We start from the raw sequence: 14,715 nt of genomic DNA, 5'->3' as shown, positions 1-14,715 counted from the left end.
CACCGAAATACCGGCTCCATCAGCGGCGATCTGCTGGCTGAGGCCCTGGGCCCGTTTGGCCATATACCGCTCCTTGATCCGCAACGACAAAGGGGCGGGCATGACAACGCTCCAGACCGGAATCGGAGCCCTGTTGTCGCGTCTTGAGACCCGCCTATGTAGTTGCGCGGACCCGCCTACCTAATCGTCGCCGAACAGTTGATGCCGCTGTTGGTGGCGGAAGCTGAGCGGGTTTCGGCGTTGATGATCGGTGGCGCTCCGCTGAAGGAGGCGGAGATTGACCCAGCGCTGGTCACGCAGCTGGAGCAGACCCGAGCACTGGCCGTCACCACTGGATTGCCTGAACTGCGATCCGCCGTGGTCGCCCTGGAGTCGAAACTGGCTGCCTCTGCCGCCACCGTCCGGCAGTCGGTGGAAGTGGAGCAAGGACGCAAGGCAGCAGCTGAGCGGCTGGCGCATCTGCTGCCAACCATCGGGCCTGACCTTTATACCAGTGCCGCGGTACGCCGGCAGGTGATGGCTGCGATCGAGCGGATCGAGGTCCAGGGCGGTGCGGTCGTGAACGTCACCCTGGCTGGGGGGTGAAGGTGCCGAGTCAGGGGATCCGTCAAGGTCCTCGGCTTGCTTCAGTCGAAGCAGGCGCAAGCACCCGTTTCCCACGCTTGATCCATGGCAGCCATGGGACCGTCAACGGAGTCCAGGACAGCCCTGGCTGCCCTGGGCCTGAATACCAAACCCAGAAGCCGGCGGGACCTGGCCCGGCTGGTGGCGCGACGCCACCCGGCCTCTCATCCGTGGAGCAGCGCGCAGACCGCGGCCCACCGGCGGGCATGGGAAGAGCTGGAGATCGGCAGCGATGCCGACGCACCCCTGGCGGCCTGAGGAGAGCCTCGGGCACCGAGGTAGCTGGCACAGGAGGGTGACGGTCGAACCAACAGGCGCTAGTACATGTGTTCGCACTAATGTGTCGTCATGGCGCCGATCCCTCTATCCAGCCTTGTGCCCTCCCGCTCCAGCTCCGTCGAGGACTGGCCATATCTCGATCAAGACGTGCTGGCCTCCAGCCGCAGCCGCCAGGTTTGCCTCACGTGCTGTTGGTTTCGCCACCACGCCGGAATGAGCTGCATCCCTTTGCTCACCTGCCAGCTGCACCAAGGTCTGCTCGCCCATGGGGAGCACCTCACCTGCCGCTGCCAAGGCTGGACTGACGACATGACGCGCCAGCGGGGCTGGGCACCTGAGGTGGCATGAGCGGCCAGGCATCACTTGCGGGGCCGAGTTGCTTGTCTGCCCTGACCTGAGCACCGACCGCAGCGTCAGCGGTTGACACATGGAGTGAGTCATCGCTCAGAGCGCAGACAGCGCGCACCTGCCAGCAACTCATGCAACACAAGGAGCCCTGTGGACTTTTCTGGATCACCCCGGCATCGAACCCACCAACAACGCTGCCGAAAGAGCACTGCGCCAGTCGGTCAACCAGCGCAAAAACAGCCTTGACGTCCAGTCCGCAAACGGTGCCGTCTGCCGCAGCCGACTGCTCACGGCCACCACCACCTTGCGGCAACAGGGCCGGGATATCTGGCAGGTCCTGGAGCAGGCCTGGATTGCCCATCATCGCGGTGGCGTGATGCCCTCATTGCTACCGGATCACTGATGGCGTCTGACCAACACGCTGCCCCGATCGCCAACGATCCAGGTTGGATTGGTGTGCCTGGGCGTCTCGCCCTCTGAACAGGTACACGGACTGATCCATAGCAGGCGCCACAAGCGCTATCAATGACGGAGCTGCCGCCATCAGGCCACCCTTACGGCCGGAACCATCCTGGAGGCGACCAAGTTGCCGCTGACCACCTGGTTCCTCGCTTTCTACCTGGTGGGCCAGGCCAAGACTGGCATCTCTTCACTCGCGCTGAGGCGCCATCTCGGCGTGAACTACCGCACGGCATGGCTGGTTCACAACAAGATCATGCAGGCGATGAAGGAGCGGGATGGGGCCTATGTCCTGCGGGGAAAGGTACAGGTGGATGATGCCTACCTGGGCTGAGAACGCTGTGGTGGCAAGCTGGTCGTGGATCAGAGAACAAGGTGCCGATCGTGGCAGCCGTCTCTCTCGATGATGCGTGCCACCCCAGGCACGTGAAGCTTGCCACCGTGGCCACGTTCTCGTTTGCCGCCATCGCTGACTGGGCACAGGATTCACTGGCGATAAGATGTAAGGTGATGTCAGATGGGCTTTCCTGCTTCCGCGCCGTGACAGAAGTCGGTTGCCTCCATCAAGCTGTGGTCGTGGAAGGACGTCATCCCAATGAACTGCCGGAATTCCGCTGGATCAACACGGTGCTCAGCAACTTGAAAACCAGCATCAGCGGCACCTTCCATGCCCTGAAATTCGATAAGTACGCTGATCGCTACCTGGGTGCCTTCAATTACCGCTTCAACCGGCGCTTCGACTTGGCAACGATGACCGAGCGCGTGGTTCATGCCATCTGCAGCTGCGGCGCTCGACCGGAACGCATCTTGAGAAGTGCGGAGCTAGCTACCTAATCAAGAGTGCTTATGCTCTTTAAATGAGCTACCAGCTTGCTGGTTTCGTCCTCAGCATTCTCAAACCAGTCGGTTGACCAGATCCGGTAGATCTCCCAACCCAGATTCTCCAGAACCGACTGCCTGTACTTGTCGCGATCACGTGCAGCCCTAGCGGAGTGATATGTAGCTCCATCACACTCCACCCCCAGGAGATAGCGATCCGGCTGCTTCGGATGGAGTACGGCCAGATCAATGAAGTAGTTGGCCACCCCGACCTGGCATTCGACCTGATAGCCATGGCGTTCAAGAGCCTCGGCAACCACCACCTCAAACTCACTATCAGGTGGGCGTCCGGTTTGGCGGCCCGTATCCAGGCTCCTGGTCTCCACATACTTGAGGTAATCCTTCAGGGCATAAACGCCAGGACTGGACGTGGCTGTGGGGTGGATCTGACTGGACTCCATGGAGGTGACTAGCTCAATGCCGTGCTTGGCACGCGTGAAAAGCACGTTGAGGCGCCGGTGACCACCGCCCTGGTTGATCGGGCCAAAACGCATCGCTAAGGGACCACCTGGCTCCGACGGGCCATAGGTGGTGGAAATGACGATGGTGTCGCGTTCGTCCCCCTGTACCTTTTCCAGAGACTTCACGAACAGCTCTTCGCTGCTATCGGTCAGATCAAGACGACGGCGCAATTCCTGGTGGTGGATGGACAGCGTCTCCAGCTGTTCGGCAATCTGTTCTGCCTGGGACTCGTTCATGGCCACAACACCCAGGCTGCGCTTCGGATGTAGCTCCAACTGCTCCAGCACCACATCACATACCAGACTTACTTCAGGCAGATTGATACTCCTCACATAGCGAGGGGCTTGCACGAGATGTCTGTTGATGGCGAAATCACGACCACAGGAGGGAAAGATAACTAGCTGGTTTTTGTAAAACTGACGATTTGAGAATGCAATCAAACTGCCGTGGCGGGAGCGGTAGTGCCACTTCAACCTCCTCGCTGGCTTGAAGCTCTTGGTGCAGAGATCGAGGATCGATTCTTCATCGAGGGCCTCAGTGTCCACATCCTCAGACTCCTCTGTCTCCTCAGAGGAAGAGCTGCGCTGAAAGAAGCTGGTAGGTGGTAGCTGTTTGGGGTCTCCGACAACGACGCATTGTTTAGCGCGGCTAATCACCCCGAAGGCACGCTCAGGTGGCATCTGAGAGGCCTCGTCCACGATCACAAGATCAAACTGTTCGATTTCTTCACGCGGCAACAGCGAGGCGACGGTGGAGGGCGACATCATCCAGCAGGGCTTCAGGCCCCGAACTGCATGGCCGGCGTAGTGGAAGAGGTGGCGCAGGGGGCGATGCCGCTTCTGCTTGCTGGTTTCGTTATCAATCAGGCCCATCTCTGTGAACTCTCCCCGTCGGCCCTGGTCGATGCCAATGGGTAGCTCGTCACGATCGCGGTGGATCTTTGCGATCACTTCAACGCGATCGAGTTGCATGAGCTGTTCTTCCGTATGGTGAAACCGCTTCCGCCGGTTTATCTGGTCAGCGGCTTGAAGACTTTTGAGGGCAGGGCTGGCTTCTGAGATTTCGCCCAATTTGCTGCGCACCAGGTTCCAGTGGTGGATGGGGCTCCAGTGTGCTGGTGGGATGCTCCCGTCCATTAGCGCCTGCACCAGGCATCGATCGGCTTTGCCTGGCAAAGATTCCATCAGTTGATGGAAGCGAACCCACTGCGGAAAAGCCTCCCGCAGGGAAAGTAGCGACGCGAGCCAGAGGGTCAACTCCTCATGAAGCAACCCCTCCACCTCCTTCACCGAGTCGCCACACAATTGCTGCGGACTGAACTTGGCCACTGTGGCGAACTGCAGGGCTGTTTGCTCCTCTCGCTCGACGGTGCTGACCAGAGCTAATCCTCGGAGGCGTTCCGTGCCGATGTATCCAGCCGAGCCATGCTCCAGGCAGCGCTGTTCCATGGACAATGGAAGCCGCCGTTCACGGAGTTGGACAATCCAGGTAAGCACAGCCCGCAACATTTCGTGTGGAGTTCCGGCAAGATCAGGACCCAGTTCCTGACGCAGATCAGAGGTAGCACTGATCACCACAGCCTGGCGGCGACTATGGAGTTCAAGATCCAGAGGTGTTTCGAGCAAGGCGCTTCTCGACAAGCCGTCCTGCAGACCGATCGCTACCCAGTCTTTGAGCAGCTTGTGATAGTCAGTGATGATCTGCCGAATCGCGACCAGTAACGGACCCATCGGTTGTTGTTCCGCTCCCGGGGGGACGACCTCTTCTTCCGCCAACAGTTGTCCCAGCAGAGGCATCAGCTGGCGACCGACAAGCCCGCTAATACGCTCCAGTTCTGGCTTGGGAAGGCCCAGAAGTAGAGGGTCCAGATTGCCCAATCGGTCCGCGCTCAACAGTCCCTTGTAGGTCGCTGCTGCCGTCACCACCTCCTGAAGACGTTGAAGATCAGGGGCTGGACCAACAATGGCTTCAAACTCCGCTTTGGGGAAGATGGACTCAAGCTCCTGGAACCGCAGGACATTCTCGAACCAACCCGCCATCTCATTCCCGTCCTTGATGCCTGCGGCCACTGCCCAGGCCGCATAGGGTTTCGCCTGCTCCAACAGTTCTTGGTCCCTACGGCTTTTTTCGAGCTGACTGCGCAGCTCAGCCAACGACATGCCCCCCACGGCCTTACCCGCCCACAGCTCATTAGTAACCAGCGCATTGAGATCCCCGTTCAGCCCGCCTTCAAAGTCCGTTAGCAACGCCTTGACGTCAGCAAGGGGTGCCGTGCGAGCTAGAGGGAGAAAGACGGCAGTCGCTGCCTGACTACTGAGGTGATCCTTGAAAGCAGCCAGCTCCTGGGCCACGGCAACGGCCTCCCTCAGGGTCAGGCCGTCTGAACACCATTGCGACTCCAGCTCGAGCGGGTAACTCTCGAGCTGATCAAGAAAATCGGCAAGCCGCCGCAAGGCAAGTGGCCTATGGACTTCTTCCTTTGCCCCTAGTCTCTCAGCCAGCTCGGACGCTCGCTTGTAGGAGCCGGCGAAGCTGCTCAGCAGCTTGTGTACCCCCTTCCTCGTTTCCAAGACCTCAGCCTCCTCCCGCAGCTTCTGGGCATCGACATCGGTGGGGATACTCAAGCCTTGGTGATTAAGCTCACTGCGTGTTCGCTCCAATTCATTCTTGGCTTCAAGGGTGGAGACCATGGTGGCCAAGGGCGCATTCCACAACTGGCCGCCTCGATGCTGGAAGGCGTTGGGCCTCAAGACAGCAACGGCATGAAGCACAGTTGGCAACGCCAGCAACTGCTCAATGGTGAAGATGTTGAGGCTCTTGCCCGCGATGCCCCGCTCAATAGCAATGTGGATCCGGTCCAACAACGCCTGGACACCAGAAATCCTTAGACCCCACTCCGTGGCTGCAGATGAACTCAGGAGCTGAGCTGCCATCCCCCTCTTACTGCACTGTTGGAGAACTTCGGAGGCTTGCCTGAGTTGAGCCGAGGAGCTCGTTTCAGCCAATGGTGACTTGCTCAGGCCTAGGGACTTCCGCTGCTCGTGCAACGAGGCAAAGCGAGTCAGAAGATCCTGCAACTCGTCGGAATTAGCCTTCCAGACTGGCTGGTCTCGATGCTCCAACACCCAATCAGGCAGAGTTTTTAAATAATCAAGTACAGCGGCAAGGGACCGAATGGAGGAATGGTTGCACTGATCAACCCCGAGGCCAACACCTGTCGAGTCACAGGCCACTTGGAGTCTTTCCACCCGATCACCCAGGAGTTCAAGGCGCTGGCTCAGAAGCTCTCGTTCACCCGCTGTCAGCGGCATGGCCAACTGACCCAAAGACCAACCGTTCCACCTAGCCACGAAATCACTGATATGGGCGGCGTCGGGCAGCGGATCTGGAATCCGAACGAAGCTGGAAGCCAGCTTGTCTGCACTGGCTTGCTCAGCTCGCAAAGCCTGCAACAAACCCTGGGCCACTCCGAAAACCTCATGACTGGAGAACAAGGGGAGCAGAGATTCTTGCTCACTCGGCAATGGATCAGGGAGCTTCGAAATGGCTGCTGCTTCGTCGCGGGCCCGATGGCGCAAAGCTTGAATGGAGAGACCCGTTAGGTCTTCCCCTTGCCCCGTTAATTCTGTTAGGTCCTTGACGGCATCAGCCCATCGCTGGGCCTGATCGAACAGTTGATCACGACCAAGAGGATCCCCCGGACGAACCCCGATGGCCATGAAGACGTCAGACAGCTCATCGAAATCCACTGAGGCGACAAGAACGGCCAACTCGCCATAGATTTCAGCAACCTGCTCAACTTGTGGACGCGTATAGGCCGTTGCTGACGGCAAGTCGACCTTAAGTTTAGCAAGATTAAGGTTAGCAGCCTGTAATTCCTTCTTCAGCTTGACTTCAACCCAGAGCAACTCCTGGTGACTCTCCTCCTCAGCGCCGTGACTTTGGTTGAGCAGCTCCGAAAAGGAATTCAGCTGATCACGCAGTTGGTTGAATTCACCAAGGGCCGCATCGCGTCGAGGAGGGCTAGGCCTAGGCATCAGTAGCCTCTCGCCCAGCTCGTCATAGACCTCTCGCTTGTTGGTCTTATCAGAAGCAATGCGCAGGCAATAAGGTTTGAGACCAGCCTCCGCCAGGCGGGTGTAGACCACGTCCAGGGCTACTTTCTTCTCGGCTACAAACAACACTCGCTTGCCGGAGTAAAGGGCATTGGCAATGATGTTGGTGATGGTCTGGCTCTTACCGGTCCCCGGAGGACCTTCGATCACCATTGAACGACCACTCATCACATCGGCGATGCTTGCGAATTGGCTGGCATCGGCCTGGGTGATCAAGATCGGAACCTTCTGAACAATTGATGGATGATCCACATAAGCATCATCTGCCACATCCTCAAACTCACTGTCCTTCTCTACATCCGTCATCTCTGCTGCCAATAGTTCCTTCACCAGTGGTGACAACTGGACGATCTTGGGATCAAGATCCTGATAGAGGCCCAGACCGCTGAAATTGAGCAGTGCAAGGTTTAGGTTTGGGCGTACTGCCCAACCTTCCAACTCGGCCACGGCGTCAGCGACCTGATCAAAGTATGTTTTCAGGTCTCCACCATCTTCGTTCAGGTTCGGCAGGGGGAAATCAATCAAGAAGTCACGCCGCAAGCGTTCCTTCAAGGTGACATTGCCAACAGGAGCATCCTCAGTACCCCGCAAAGAGAAACTCTTGGCTCCACCACGGGTGGTGGATTTTATTAGTTCGACCGGCAGCAAGATCAAGGGGGCAAAGAACGACTTGTTCTTCTCCGACCACTCCAGACAACCAAAGGCCAGGTAGAGGATGTTGTTTCCTGTTTCTTCGATCGAACTGCGTGCGTTCTTGCGCATGCCCTCTGCGAGGCGCTCCAGCCTTTGTGCGAGTAGCAAAACTTGCAATGATCCATTCTTGCTTGGAGGGATCTTGTCTGCGATGGCCAAGTCGTAGCTGGGATTGATCCCCTGAGCTTCTGCCCATTTGGCCAAGTTCTTCGTCGTACTGCCTTTGCCGCCTTGTTCGAATTCATCTCTCACCGACGAGCGTATGCGCTCTTCTGCCTGGGCCAGCGCCGGGCTGAAATCTTTATCTCCTGAACTATCGGCCAAAATCTGCTTATAGAGCGGATCCTGCTCCCGAGCCTGAACAAGTGCAGCCATGAACTCTTGTCCTTCCAACATCTTCTCTTCCTCCTCTGGAGGATCGGGAAGTGGCTTGAGCTCGAGTGTGTATCCGGAGCAAAGAGTGTTGAGTATCGCTTGAGGGTCACAAGCAACAAATCGCATCAGCCTCGCTGTTCTTTTGCTCGTGAGCGAGAGATTGAGAAGATTATTCCTAGACGTCAGATCCAGAAGTTTGTTGCGAAACCCCTCAAGCGTGGGCAGAAGATAGCTGTTGACATCTGTCGATGCTCTCGACATCCTCTAGCGCTCCTTGGTCTTTAGACTTAGTTTCCATCTTACTTTAACACATATATCAATATGTCGCTTGATTGGCGCGGAGACGTCGCCAGCTTCTCATCCGCACAACGCTCATAATCACCTACAGGTAAGGTGACAAGGATGTCTAGTCCACACCTTGAGGAGTCGTGCCTGGAGAATCTTGATGTTAGTCCAGTTTATTAGTTTATAATTCCGGTCCTCGACAAGGCCATGCAACGACGGCAGCAGGGAATAATGCTGTAGAGGGAATGGGACCTGGAGCAGTGCACAGGAACTTCTCAGGCAGGGGTACACTTATCTTGACAGTGATGGTGGCGGAAAGGCATGAGATTCACTGCAGTTGACGCAAAAGAATTATGAGAGCAACTCTTTATTCAGGAAAATAACATTTCTCTTTAATCGCCTGGATTATCTGACCGTCTGTCAAATGAGATTCAGCCAAAAGCGCCTCTGACTCGACAGATCGTTGCCGTTCTTCGTAGTTCTCCGAAATATATCTGTTCTCGTCAGCGGTCAACGATTTGGTAGCAAGCAGGGGCGAACTAACAAGATCAAATCTTCCCCATTCATCATCCTTGCTCTTGACCGCAGAACACGCCTGAACTAAATGCCACGCTTCATGCCTGATCGTTGACTCCTTGGAACTTATGAGTTGATCGTCATGAACAGCAGTACATATTTGAAGGGTATCAATCGACGAATCATAGTATCCATATATATCACCGCAATCGAAGTGCTTTATCTTGACTTCTGTGCCTGTTTTGGCGACCGCCGAGAGCACTGGATTCGCCTTGATTGTCGCCTCCACTGTAGTTGTGTGAACAGCGTAACCACCAATCAACAGCACGATTATACTGGAAATCAACACAGCAAATCGTTGGGATGAAGTTAATGCTGCCTGGCGTGGAGAAACCGAGTCAGTTGAACCAGTCAGATCTGCTTCAGAAGTTGGACTTAGAGCAATATCGCGATCATCCGAACTTGCGGAACCGCGAATAGTGGCTACAGCACTCTTTCGTAGACTGTGGACTGAGTAGTATCCGCCTCCATATATTGCCGCAATGCACCCAATGTATAGCAGGGATTCGGCAATTGGGGCCTCCTGGTAGTTGCCGACAGTAAAACCCTCAATAATTCCGATAATAAGCGCCCATAGGACGAGGGCGCTGCTAATACTTGCGAAGACATATACAAATGGCTTCCACGTCTTGCGAGTAAAGCAGTAGAAGGGAACTGTGGCAACAGAAAATAGGGTAAAGAGGACCGCCCATTGCCAAGGTTTATCACTTGATCTAAGGCGTAGAGTGGACTGGTTCACAATCAAGCGGTGTAAAGTGAGACTCAGACTAATAGGTCTAATGCAAAATGTCAATCTAAATCATTGGTCTTTGGGAACCTCTGAAAAACCAACTAAAATCACTCCAGATCCAAGGCTGAGACTGGAACGGATGGCCGACCCCCTCCAGCTGGGCATCACGGACTACGAGCAGCTCTTCGCCTAAAAGAGGACGCGTCGCCAGCGCTTCTTGGATGAGATGGAGGCCACGGTTCCCTAGAAAGCGTTTCTGGACCGCAGGTGGAATCAGGTCTAGGTACACACCTTTTCGCGTAGTGAGCGAGTGCTCCGGTGGTTCAGTCAGTCGTCGCCTCATCGCCCAGTGCCAGCACGATCCGGCGCAGCTCCGCTAAGTGGCTCAACAGCTCCACACGCTCTCTGACGTTGAGGAGGGGGCGCGGATTTCCGCCAAGATCTTGGCCATCTCCAACAACATGGCGTCACGGCGGACTAGGCGGTCGTCAGGGTCCCTCACTCGGTGCGCACGTCCAATTCATCGGCCAGGGCCAGGACTGCGCCGAGCACCTGCTCATATTCGGCCGCCAGCTCAGACTTCCGCTCGCGTGTGATCCCTGGCTCCTGAATCCCTCGCACCAGGCCCGGCAGACGCAGGCGCAGTTCATTCAGGCGGGAGGCGCGAGGGTCCGGTTCAACCATCACATCAGCGCGTCGGGACCAGAGTGCCATCTCATATCTCCCTTCGATCCATCGAGTATTCAAGCTGGTGTCCGGCGACCCAGCCGCAGCCGCCAGGCTTGCCTCACCTGCCGCTGGTTCCGGCACCACGCGGGGGGATACTGCATCCCTTTGCTCACCTGCCAGCTGCACCAAGGTCTGCTCGCCCATGGGGAGCACCTCACCCGCCGCTGTCAGGGTTGGACCGACGACATGACGCGCCAGCGTGGCTGGTGCCCCGAGGTGGCATGAGCAACCGGCGAACGGTGGTGGGCGTGATGGGTGCGGGGGACGGTGCCTCAGCGGAGGCCATGCGTCTGGCCGAAGAGCTCGGTGAGTGCATCAGCGCCCGGGGGTGGGTGCTGCTCACCGGTGGCCGCCCGGCGGGGGTGATGGCGGCGGCCAGCCGCGGCGCCGTTCGGGTGGAGGGGCACCTGGTAGTGGGGGTGTTGCCCGATGAAGGGAACGGTGACAACAGGCAAGACACCGCGGAACTGGATCTGGCCCTGTTCACGGGCATGGGCGAGGCCCGCAACGTGATCAACGTGCTCAGCGCCGATGTGGTGGTGATCTGCGGGGGCGGAGGCCCCGGCACAGCATCAGAAGCCGCCCATGCACTCAACGGCGGATGGCCACTGATCCTGCTGGCGGTGCCGGCGCTGTGGCGAGACTTCTTCTGCTCGCTCGGCGAGGGGGTGGAGAGCGCGAGCGACGTGCAGGAGTGCTGCCGATTGATCGAGGCCCGACTCACCGAGGCATGAGCCGGCCCTCACCTCGTGACCCCCTGACGCCAAAGGAGGGCTGGCTGAGCGACGACTGCCAGGTGCTGCGCTTTTGCCCGACCCGCTGGGAGCGCACCGACCAGCGGCTGGAGCTGATCAGCTCAGAGCTGGTCATTGATCCGGATCTGAGGCGTAGGCAGAGCGGACGGCTCAGTGCTGATGGCGGTGGTGCAAGTCGCTGACGTGGGGGTGCTCATGCGCCAGCGGGTCATGGCGGTGGCGATGGCTGTGCCAGAAGGGTTGGTCAGGCTCGATGTCCGCGAGATCCTCCGGTCGGTGGTGATGGATGTGGTGAGCATCGCCACCGACAGGGGCGTGGAAGTGCCGGTGCTGGTGATCGAGTTCGGCATGGCGGTGCCAGTGGCCATGGCTGGATCGCAGCAGCAAGCCTGTGCTGACCGCCATGGCAGACGCCGCCAGCACAAGCAATGGACTGAGCGGTGAACCCAGCAGGGCCACCGCCACCAGAGCGCCAAGGAAGGGAGCGGTGGAGAAGACCACGGCTTCCCTGGCAGCGCCAAGGGAGGCCAGGGCCACCATGTCGAGCCAGATCGACACGCCATAGCCCAGGCTGCCGATGCCGAGCAGGGCGGCGCTCATCCAGATGAACGGAACCGGGTGCCCCTGCAGCTGGGCTACGGCCAGCATCGGCAGGGCAGCCCCGAGGGCCTTGGCGGCGGAGATCTGCAGGGGGTTGCGCAGGCTGAGGCGCTGGGAGAGGTTGTTGTCGATGCCCCAGCACAGGCAGGCCAGGGCGATCCACAGCACGCCCTGCCATTGGCTGCCGCCCAGGGGACCCGCCGAGAGCACCAGGGCTCCGGTGAGCGTCAGGCCGGCCGCCGTCCAGCCGTCACGGCCGAGATGCTCCTTCCCCACCCCCACGGCGATCAGCACCGTGAACACCGCCACCAGGTTGAGCAGCAGCGCCGAGGCCCCCGGGGTGAGCAGCGCCAGGCCCTTGACCAGGGCGATCGGACCGCCGATGCCGCCCAGCAGGGTGATCAGCCCCAACAGGGGGAGATCCTGCCGCTGGATCGGAGCGTGGCGGCTGGTCGGGGCCTCGGCCACGGCCAGGGGCAACAGCACCAACGCCGCACCGGCGTACAGCACACCCGCAACGAGTACGGGGGATAGCCCGTGGCTCAAGCTGCCGATCAGCGGAGCGCTGGAGCCGAACAGCGCGGCAGCGAGCAGGCCCGACAGCCAGCCGCGGCGCTGTTCTCGCGTCTGGGAGGTCATCAGGCTCACCACAGCAACCGGACGGGCTCTATTGCAAAACTATGGGGAAGTCCGTTGGAACCGACAGGACAGAAAGTGTTGCTCCGCGCCGCCTGGTGTGCGATGGCGAGACCGCTCATGCCCGAGCAACAAAAATGCAGTCCCCAAGGTTTCCTGGAGCCTCTCAGGGCTGTACCGCACCACAGGCAAGCCACTACAAGTGGTGGGGCCATCTTTTGCAAAGGTTGCCAGGAGCAGAGTGCCACCAGGCTTGCGCGCCTGCAGCACGGCCCGGATATAGGCCTGCTGATCGGCGGGGCTGGTGAGGAAATGAAACACCGCCCGGTCATGCCAAATTTCATAGGCATGGTCGGGCAGGGTAGCCGTGAGGATGTCGGCCTCCAGCCACTGCACCGCAGCCGCGTGAACGCCAAGCCGCTCGCGGGTCACGGCCAGTGCCGTGCCGGAAAGGTCCAGAACCGTGATCCGTTGATAGCCAAGGTTCAGAAGGTCATCCACAAGCGTGGAGGCCCCGCCGCCCACATCAATGATCGCCGCATCTAGTGGCAGGCCGGCTGCCTGAAGCAGCCGGAGTGAGGCATCGGCATGGGCTTGATACCAACTCAACGACTCAGGAGCCTTGGTGGCGTAGATCGTCTCCCAGTGGTTTTTGCTCGTCATGGGCCCACGCAGAAGCTGCTGTCAACAGTTCAGCCGCCCCGCAGCACCGCGCTGAGCAAGGAGAGGTTGATCATCACAATCACACTGGCGCACAGCCAGCCCGCGGCCTGCAGAGCGAGCGGTGCTCTGAGTTCGCCCATCAGGCCGCGCCGCCCACAGAACCACACCAGCGGGATCACCGCGAAGGGCAACTGCAGCGACAGCACCACTTGGCTCAGCACCAGCAGATTCGTGGTGGCCCGTTCCCCGAAAAGGATCACCGTTGTCATCGCCGGGATCAGGGCGAGGCCGCGGGTGAGCAGTCGCCGCTTCCAATCCGGCAGACGGATCTGCAGGAACCCCTCCATCACGATCTGGCCGGCCATGGTGGCGGTGAGCGTCGAGCTCTGGCCCGCCGCCAGCAGGGCCACCCCGAACAGCACGCTGGCGAGGGAGGTGCCCAGCATCGGCGTCAGCAGCCGGTAGGCCTCGCTGAGGTCGGTGACTGGCTGCGGTAGCCGTCCGTAGAAGCTGCCGGCGGCCAGCACCAGGATCGAGACATTGATCAGAAAGGCCAGGCTGAGGGCGATCAGGGTGTCCCAGGTGCTGTAAGCCAGGGCCCTGGCCTGAGCCCGCACCCCGCCGATCCAACGGCGGGTTTGCACCAACGAAGAATGCAGATAGAGGTTGTGGGGCATCACCGTGGCCCCGAGAATGCCGGCGGCCAGAAACAGCTGCTGCCCGTCCCTGAGGCTCGCGGCCTGGGGGATGAAGCCCTGGCCCACCTGGCCCCAGTCGGGCTGGAGCAGCAGCATCTCGACCGCGAAGCAACCGCCCACCAGAGCCACCAGGGCGATCACCAGGGCCTCCAGCCGCCGAATCCCGAAGCGCTGCAGAGCCAGCAGCAGCAGGGTGTCGGCGGCCGTGAGCCCCACCCCCCAGAGCAAGGGCAGCCCAAAGAGCAGCTGCAAGGCAATGGCGCTGCCCACCAGCTCGGCCAGGTCGCAGGCAATGATGCCCACCTCGGCCAGCAGCCAGAGGGGAATTCGGCAGAACCGCGGCAGAAGCTGGCTGCAGGCCTGGGCCAGATCCAGCCGCGTGGCGATGCCCAGCCGGCAGCAGAGCGACTGGAGCACCATCGCCATCAGGCTGGAGAGCCCGATCACCCACAGCAGGCGATAGCCGAACTGGGACCCGGCCGCCAGGTCGGTGGCCCAGTTGCCCGGATCCATGTAGCCGACGGCCACCAGGTAGCCAGGGCCGAGCACCCGCAGGAAGGTTCGCAGCATGCCCAGGCCGGCGGGCACCTCCACGGCCTGCGCGTCGATGCGAGAGACGGTGCCGAGCGGTGCATCAGGCACGAAGCGATGCCAGCGGAGTTGGAGGGTAAGGCGAGGGTGGCTGAGATCGTGCTGGGGCATGGCTGGCCTGAGCCCGCCATGGGGAAGGGATTACCGCCAGCTCAGAAGTCGAGAGGAAGAGATCCAGCCATCGAACAGCCTGAAGTGGCTTCAGGGTCAAGGGCCTA

General features: G+C 59.6%; 12 protein-coding genes and 1 pseudogene. 7 read left to right on the top strand and 6 right to left on the bottom strand.

Annotated features, from left to right (window positions below):
• Positions 1-162 precede the first annotated feature (162 nt).
• The 5 genes and pseudogenes from VB734_RS08455 to VB734_RS08440 form a co-directional block, all read left to right on the top strand.
• On the top strand, positions 163-585 hold the full coding sequence (locus VB734_RS08455) for a hypothetical protein (protein ID WP_323243246.1): 423 nt from the start codon (positions 163-165) through the stop codon (positions 583-585).
• A gap of 93 nt (positions 586-678) precedes the next feature.
• Positions 679-882 carry a hypothetical protein gene (locus tag VB734_RS08450; RefSeq protein WP_322781839.1) on the top strand — a complete coding sequence of 68 codons (204 nt, stop codon included), beginning with the start codon at positions 679-681 and terminating at the stop codon, positions 880-882.
• Positions 883-972: 90 nt separating this feature from the next.
• A complete protein-coding gene (locus VB734_RS08445) occupies positions 973-1,251 on the top strand; it encodes a galactose oxidase (RefSeq protein WP_323243245.1) in 279 nt (92 codons plus the stop codon).
• Between the two features lie 91 nt (positions 1,252-1,342).
• Positions 1,343-1,654, top strand: coding sequence for an IS66 family transposase (locus VB734_RS14655; protein WP_416238048.1), 312 nt, complete (start codon positions 1,343-1,345; stop codon positions 1,652-1,654).
• An 84-nt stretch (positions 1,655-1,738) separates the two neighbouring features.
• Positions 1,739-2,544: pseudogene (locus VB734_RS08440) on the top strand (IS1595 family transposase); the annotation flags it as partial.
• Here VB734_RS08440 and VB734_RS08435 read toward each other — a convergent pair.
• The 3 genes from VB734_RS08435 to VB734_RS08425 all read right to left on the bottom strand — a co-directional run bounded on the left by VB734_RS08435 (position 2,541) and on the right by VB734_RS08425 (position 10,509).
• Positions 2,541-8,495, bottom strand: a complete 5,955-nt coding sequence (locus VB734_RS08435) for a DUF4011 domain-containing protein (RefSeq protein ID WP_322781840.1) — start codon at positions 8,493-8,495, stop codon at positions 2,541-2,543. The pseudogene VB734_RS08440 and the gene VB734_RS08435 sit on opposite strands and share 4 nt — an antisense overlap.
• A 391-nt stretch (positions 8,496-8,886) precedes the next feature.
• Positions 8,887-9,834 carry a hypothetical protein gene (locus VB734_RS08430; protein WP_322781841.1) on the bottom strand — a complete coding sequence of 316 codons (948 nt, stop codon included), beginning with the start codon at positions 9,832-9,834 and terminating at the stop codon, positions 8,887-8,889.
• 489 nt (positions 9,835-10,323) lie between these two features.
• A complete protein-coding gene (locus tag VB734_RS08425) occupies positions 10,324-10,509 on the bottom strand; it encodes a hypothetical protein (RefSeq protein WP_322781842.1) in 186 nt (61 codons plus the stop codon).
• A 266-nt stretch (positions 10,510-10,775) separates the two neighbouring features.
• Between VB734_RS08425 and VB734_RS08420 the strand changes: the two genes are divergently transcribed.
• Together VB734_RS08420 and VB734_RS08415 are read left to right on the top strand one after the other, a co-directional pair.
• Positions 10,776-11,288, top strand: coding sequence for a hypothetical protein (locus VB734_RS08420; RefSeq protein WP_322781843.1), 513 nt, complete (start codon positions 10,776-10,778; stop codon positions 11,286-11,288).
• Complete coding sequence (locus tag VB734_RS08415) at positions 11,285-11,491, top strand: hypothetical protein (protein WP_323243244.1); 207 nt, start codon at positions 11,285-11,287, stop codon at positions 11,489-11,491. The genes VB734_RS08420 and VB734_RS08415 overlap by 4 nt, the downstream gene beginning before the upstream one ends.
• Here VB734_RS08415 and VB734_RS08410 read toward each other — a convergent pair.
• Genes VB734_RS08410 through VB734_RS08400 form a run of 3 tightly spaced genes read right to left on the bottom strand, consistent with a single transcriptional unit; the run spans position 11,460 to position 14,548 of the window.
• Complete coding sequence (locus VB734_RS08410) at positions 11,460-12,548, bottom strand: DMT family transporter (RefSeq protein ID WP_322781844.1); 1,089 nt, start codon at positions 12,546-12,548, stop codon at positions 11,460-11,462. The two genes, VB734_RS08415 and VB734_RS08410, sit on opposite strands and share 32 nt — an antisense overlap.
• 39 nt (positions 12,549-12,587) lie before the next feature.
• On the bottom strand, positions 12,588-13,208 hold the full coding sequence (locus tag VB734_RS08405) for a class I SAM-dependent methyltransferase (RefSeq protein ID WP_322781845.1): 621 nt from the start codon (positions 13,206-13,208) through the stop codon (positions 12,588-12,590).
• Between the two features lie 29 nt (positions 13,209-13,237).
• Positions 13,238-14,548 (bottom strand): Nramp family divalent metal transporter, encoded by a 1,311-nt coding sequence (locus tag VB734_RS08400; RefSeq protein WP_322781846.1) that lies wholly within the window; start codon positions 14,546-14,548, stop codon positions 13,238-13,240.
• Positions 14,549-14,715 lie beyond the last annotated feature (167 nt).

The sequence above is a fragment of the Synechococcus sp. BA-124 BA4 genome, from assembly GCF_034931165.1.
This window is presented reverse-complemented; position numbering and strand designations above follow the sequence as displayed.

Excerpts from the sequence above, each read along its gene's own strand:
- VB734_RS08450 (WP_322781839.1), top strand. The coding sequence starts at position 679 with ATGGGACCGTCAACGGAGTCCAGGACAGCCCTGGCTGCCCTGGGCCTG.
- VB734_RS08445 (WP_323243245.1), top strand. The coding sequence starts at position 973 with ATGGCGCCGATCCCTCTATCCAGCCTTGTGCCCTCCCGCTCCAGCTCC.
- VB734_RS08435 (WP_322781840.1), bottom strand. The coding sequence starts at position 8,495 with ATGTCGAGAGCATCGACAGATGTCAACAGCTATCTTCTGCCCACGCTT.
- VB734_RS08425 (WP_322781842.1), bottom strand. The coding sequence starts at position 10,509 with ATGGTTGAACCGGACCCTCGCGCCTCCCGCCTGAATGAACTGCGCCTG.
- VB734_RS08420 (WP_322781843.1), top strand. The coding sequence starts at position 10,776 with ATGAGCAACCGGCGAACGGTGGTGGGCGTGATGGGTGCGGGGGACGGT.
- VB734_RS08415 (WP_323243244.1), top strand. The coding sequence starts at position 11,285 with ATGAGCCGGCCCTCACCTCGTGACCCCCTGACGCCAAAGGAGGGCTGG.
- VB734_RS08410 (WP_322781844.1), bottom strand. The coding sequence starts at position 12,548 with ATGACCTCCCAGACGCGAGAACAGCGCCGCGGCTGGCTGTCGGGCCTG.
- VB734_RS08405 (WP_322781845.1), bottom strand. The coding sequence starts at position 13,208 with ATGACGAGCAAAAACCACTGGGAGACGATCTACGCCACCAAGGCTCCT.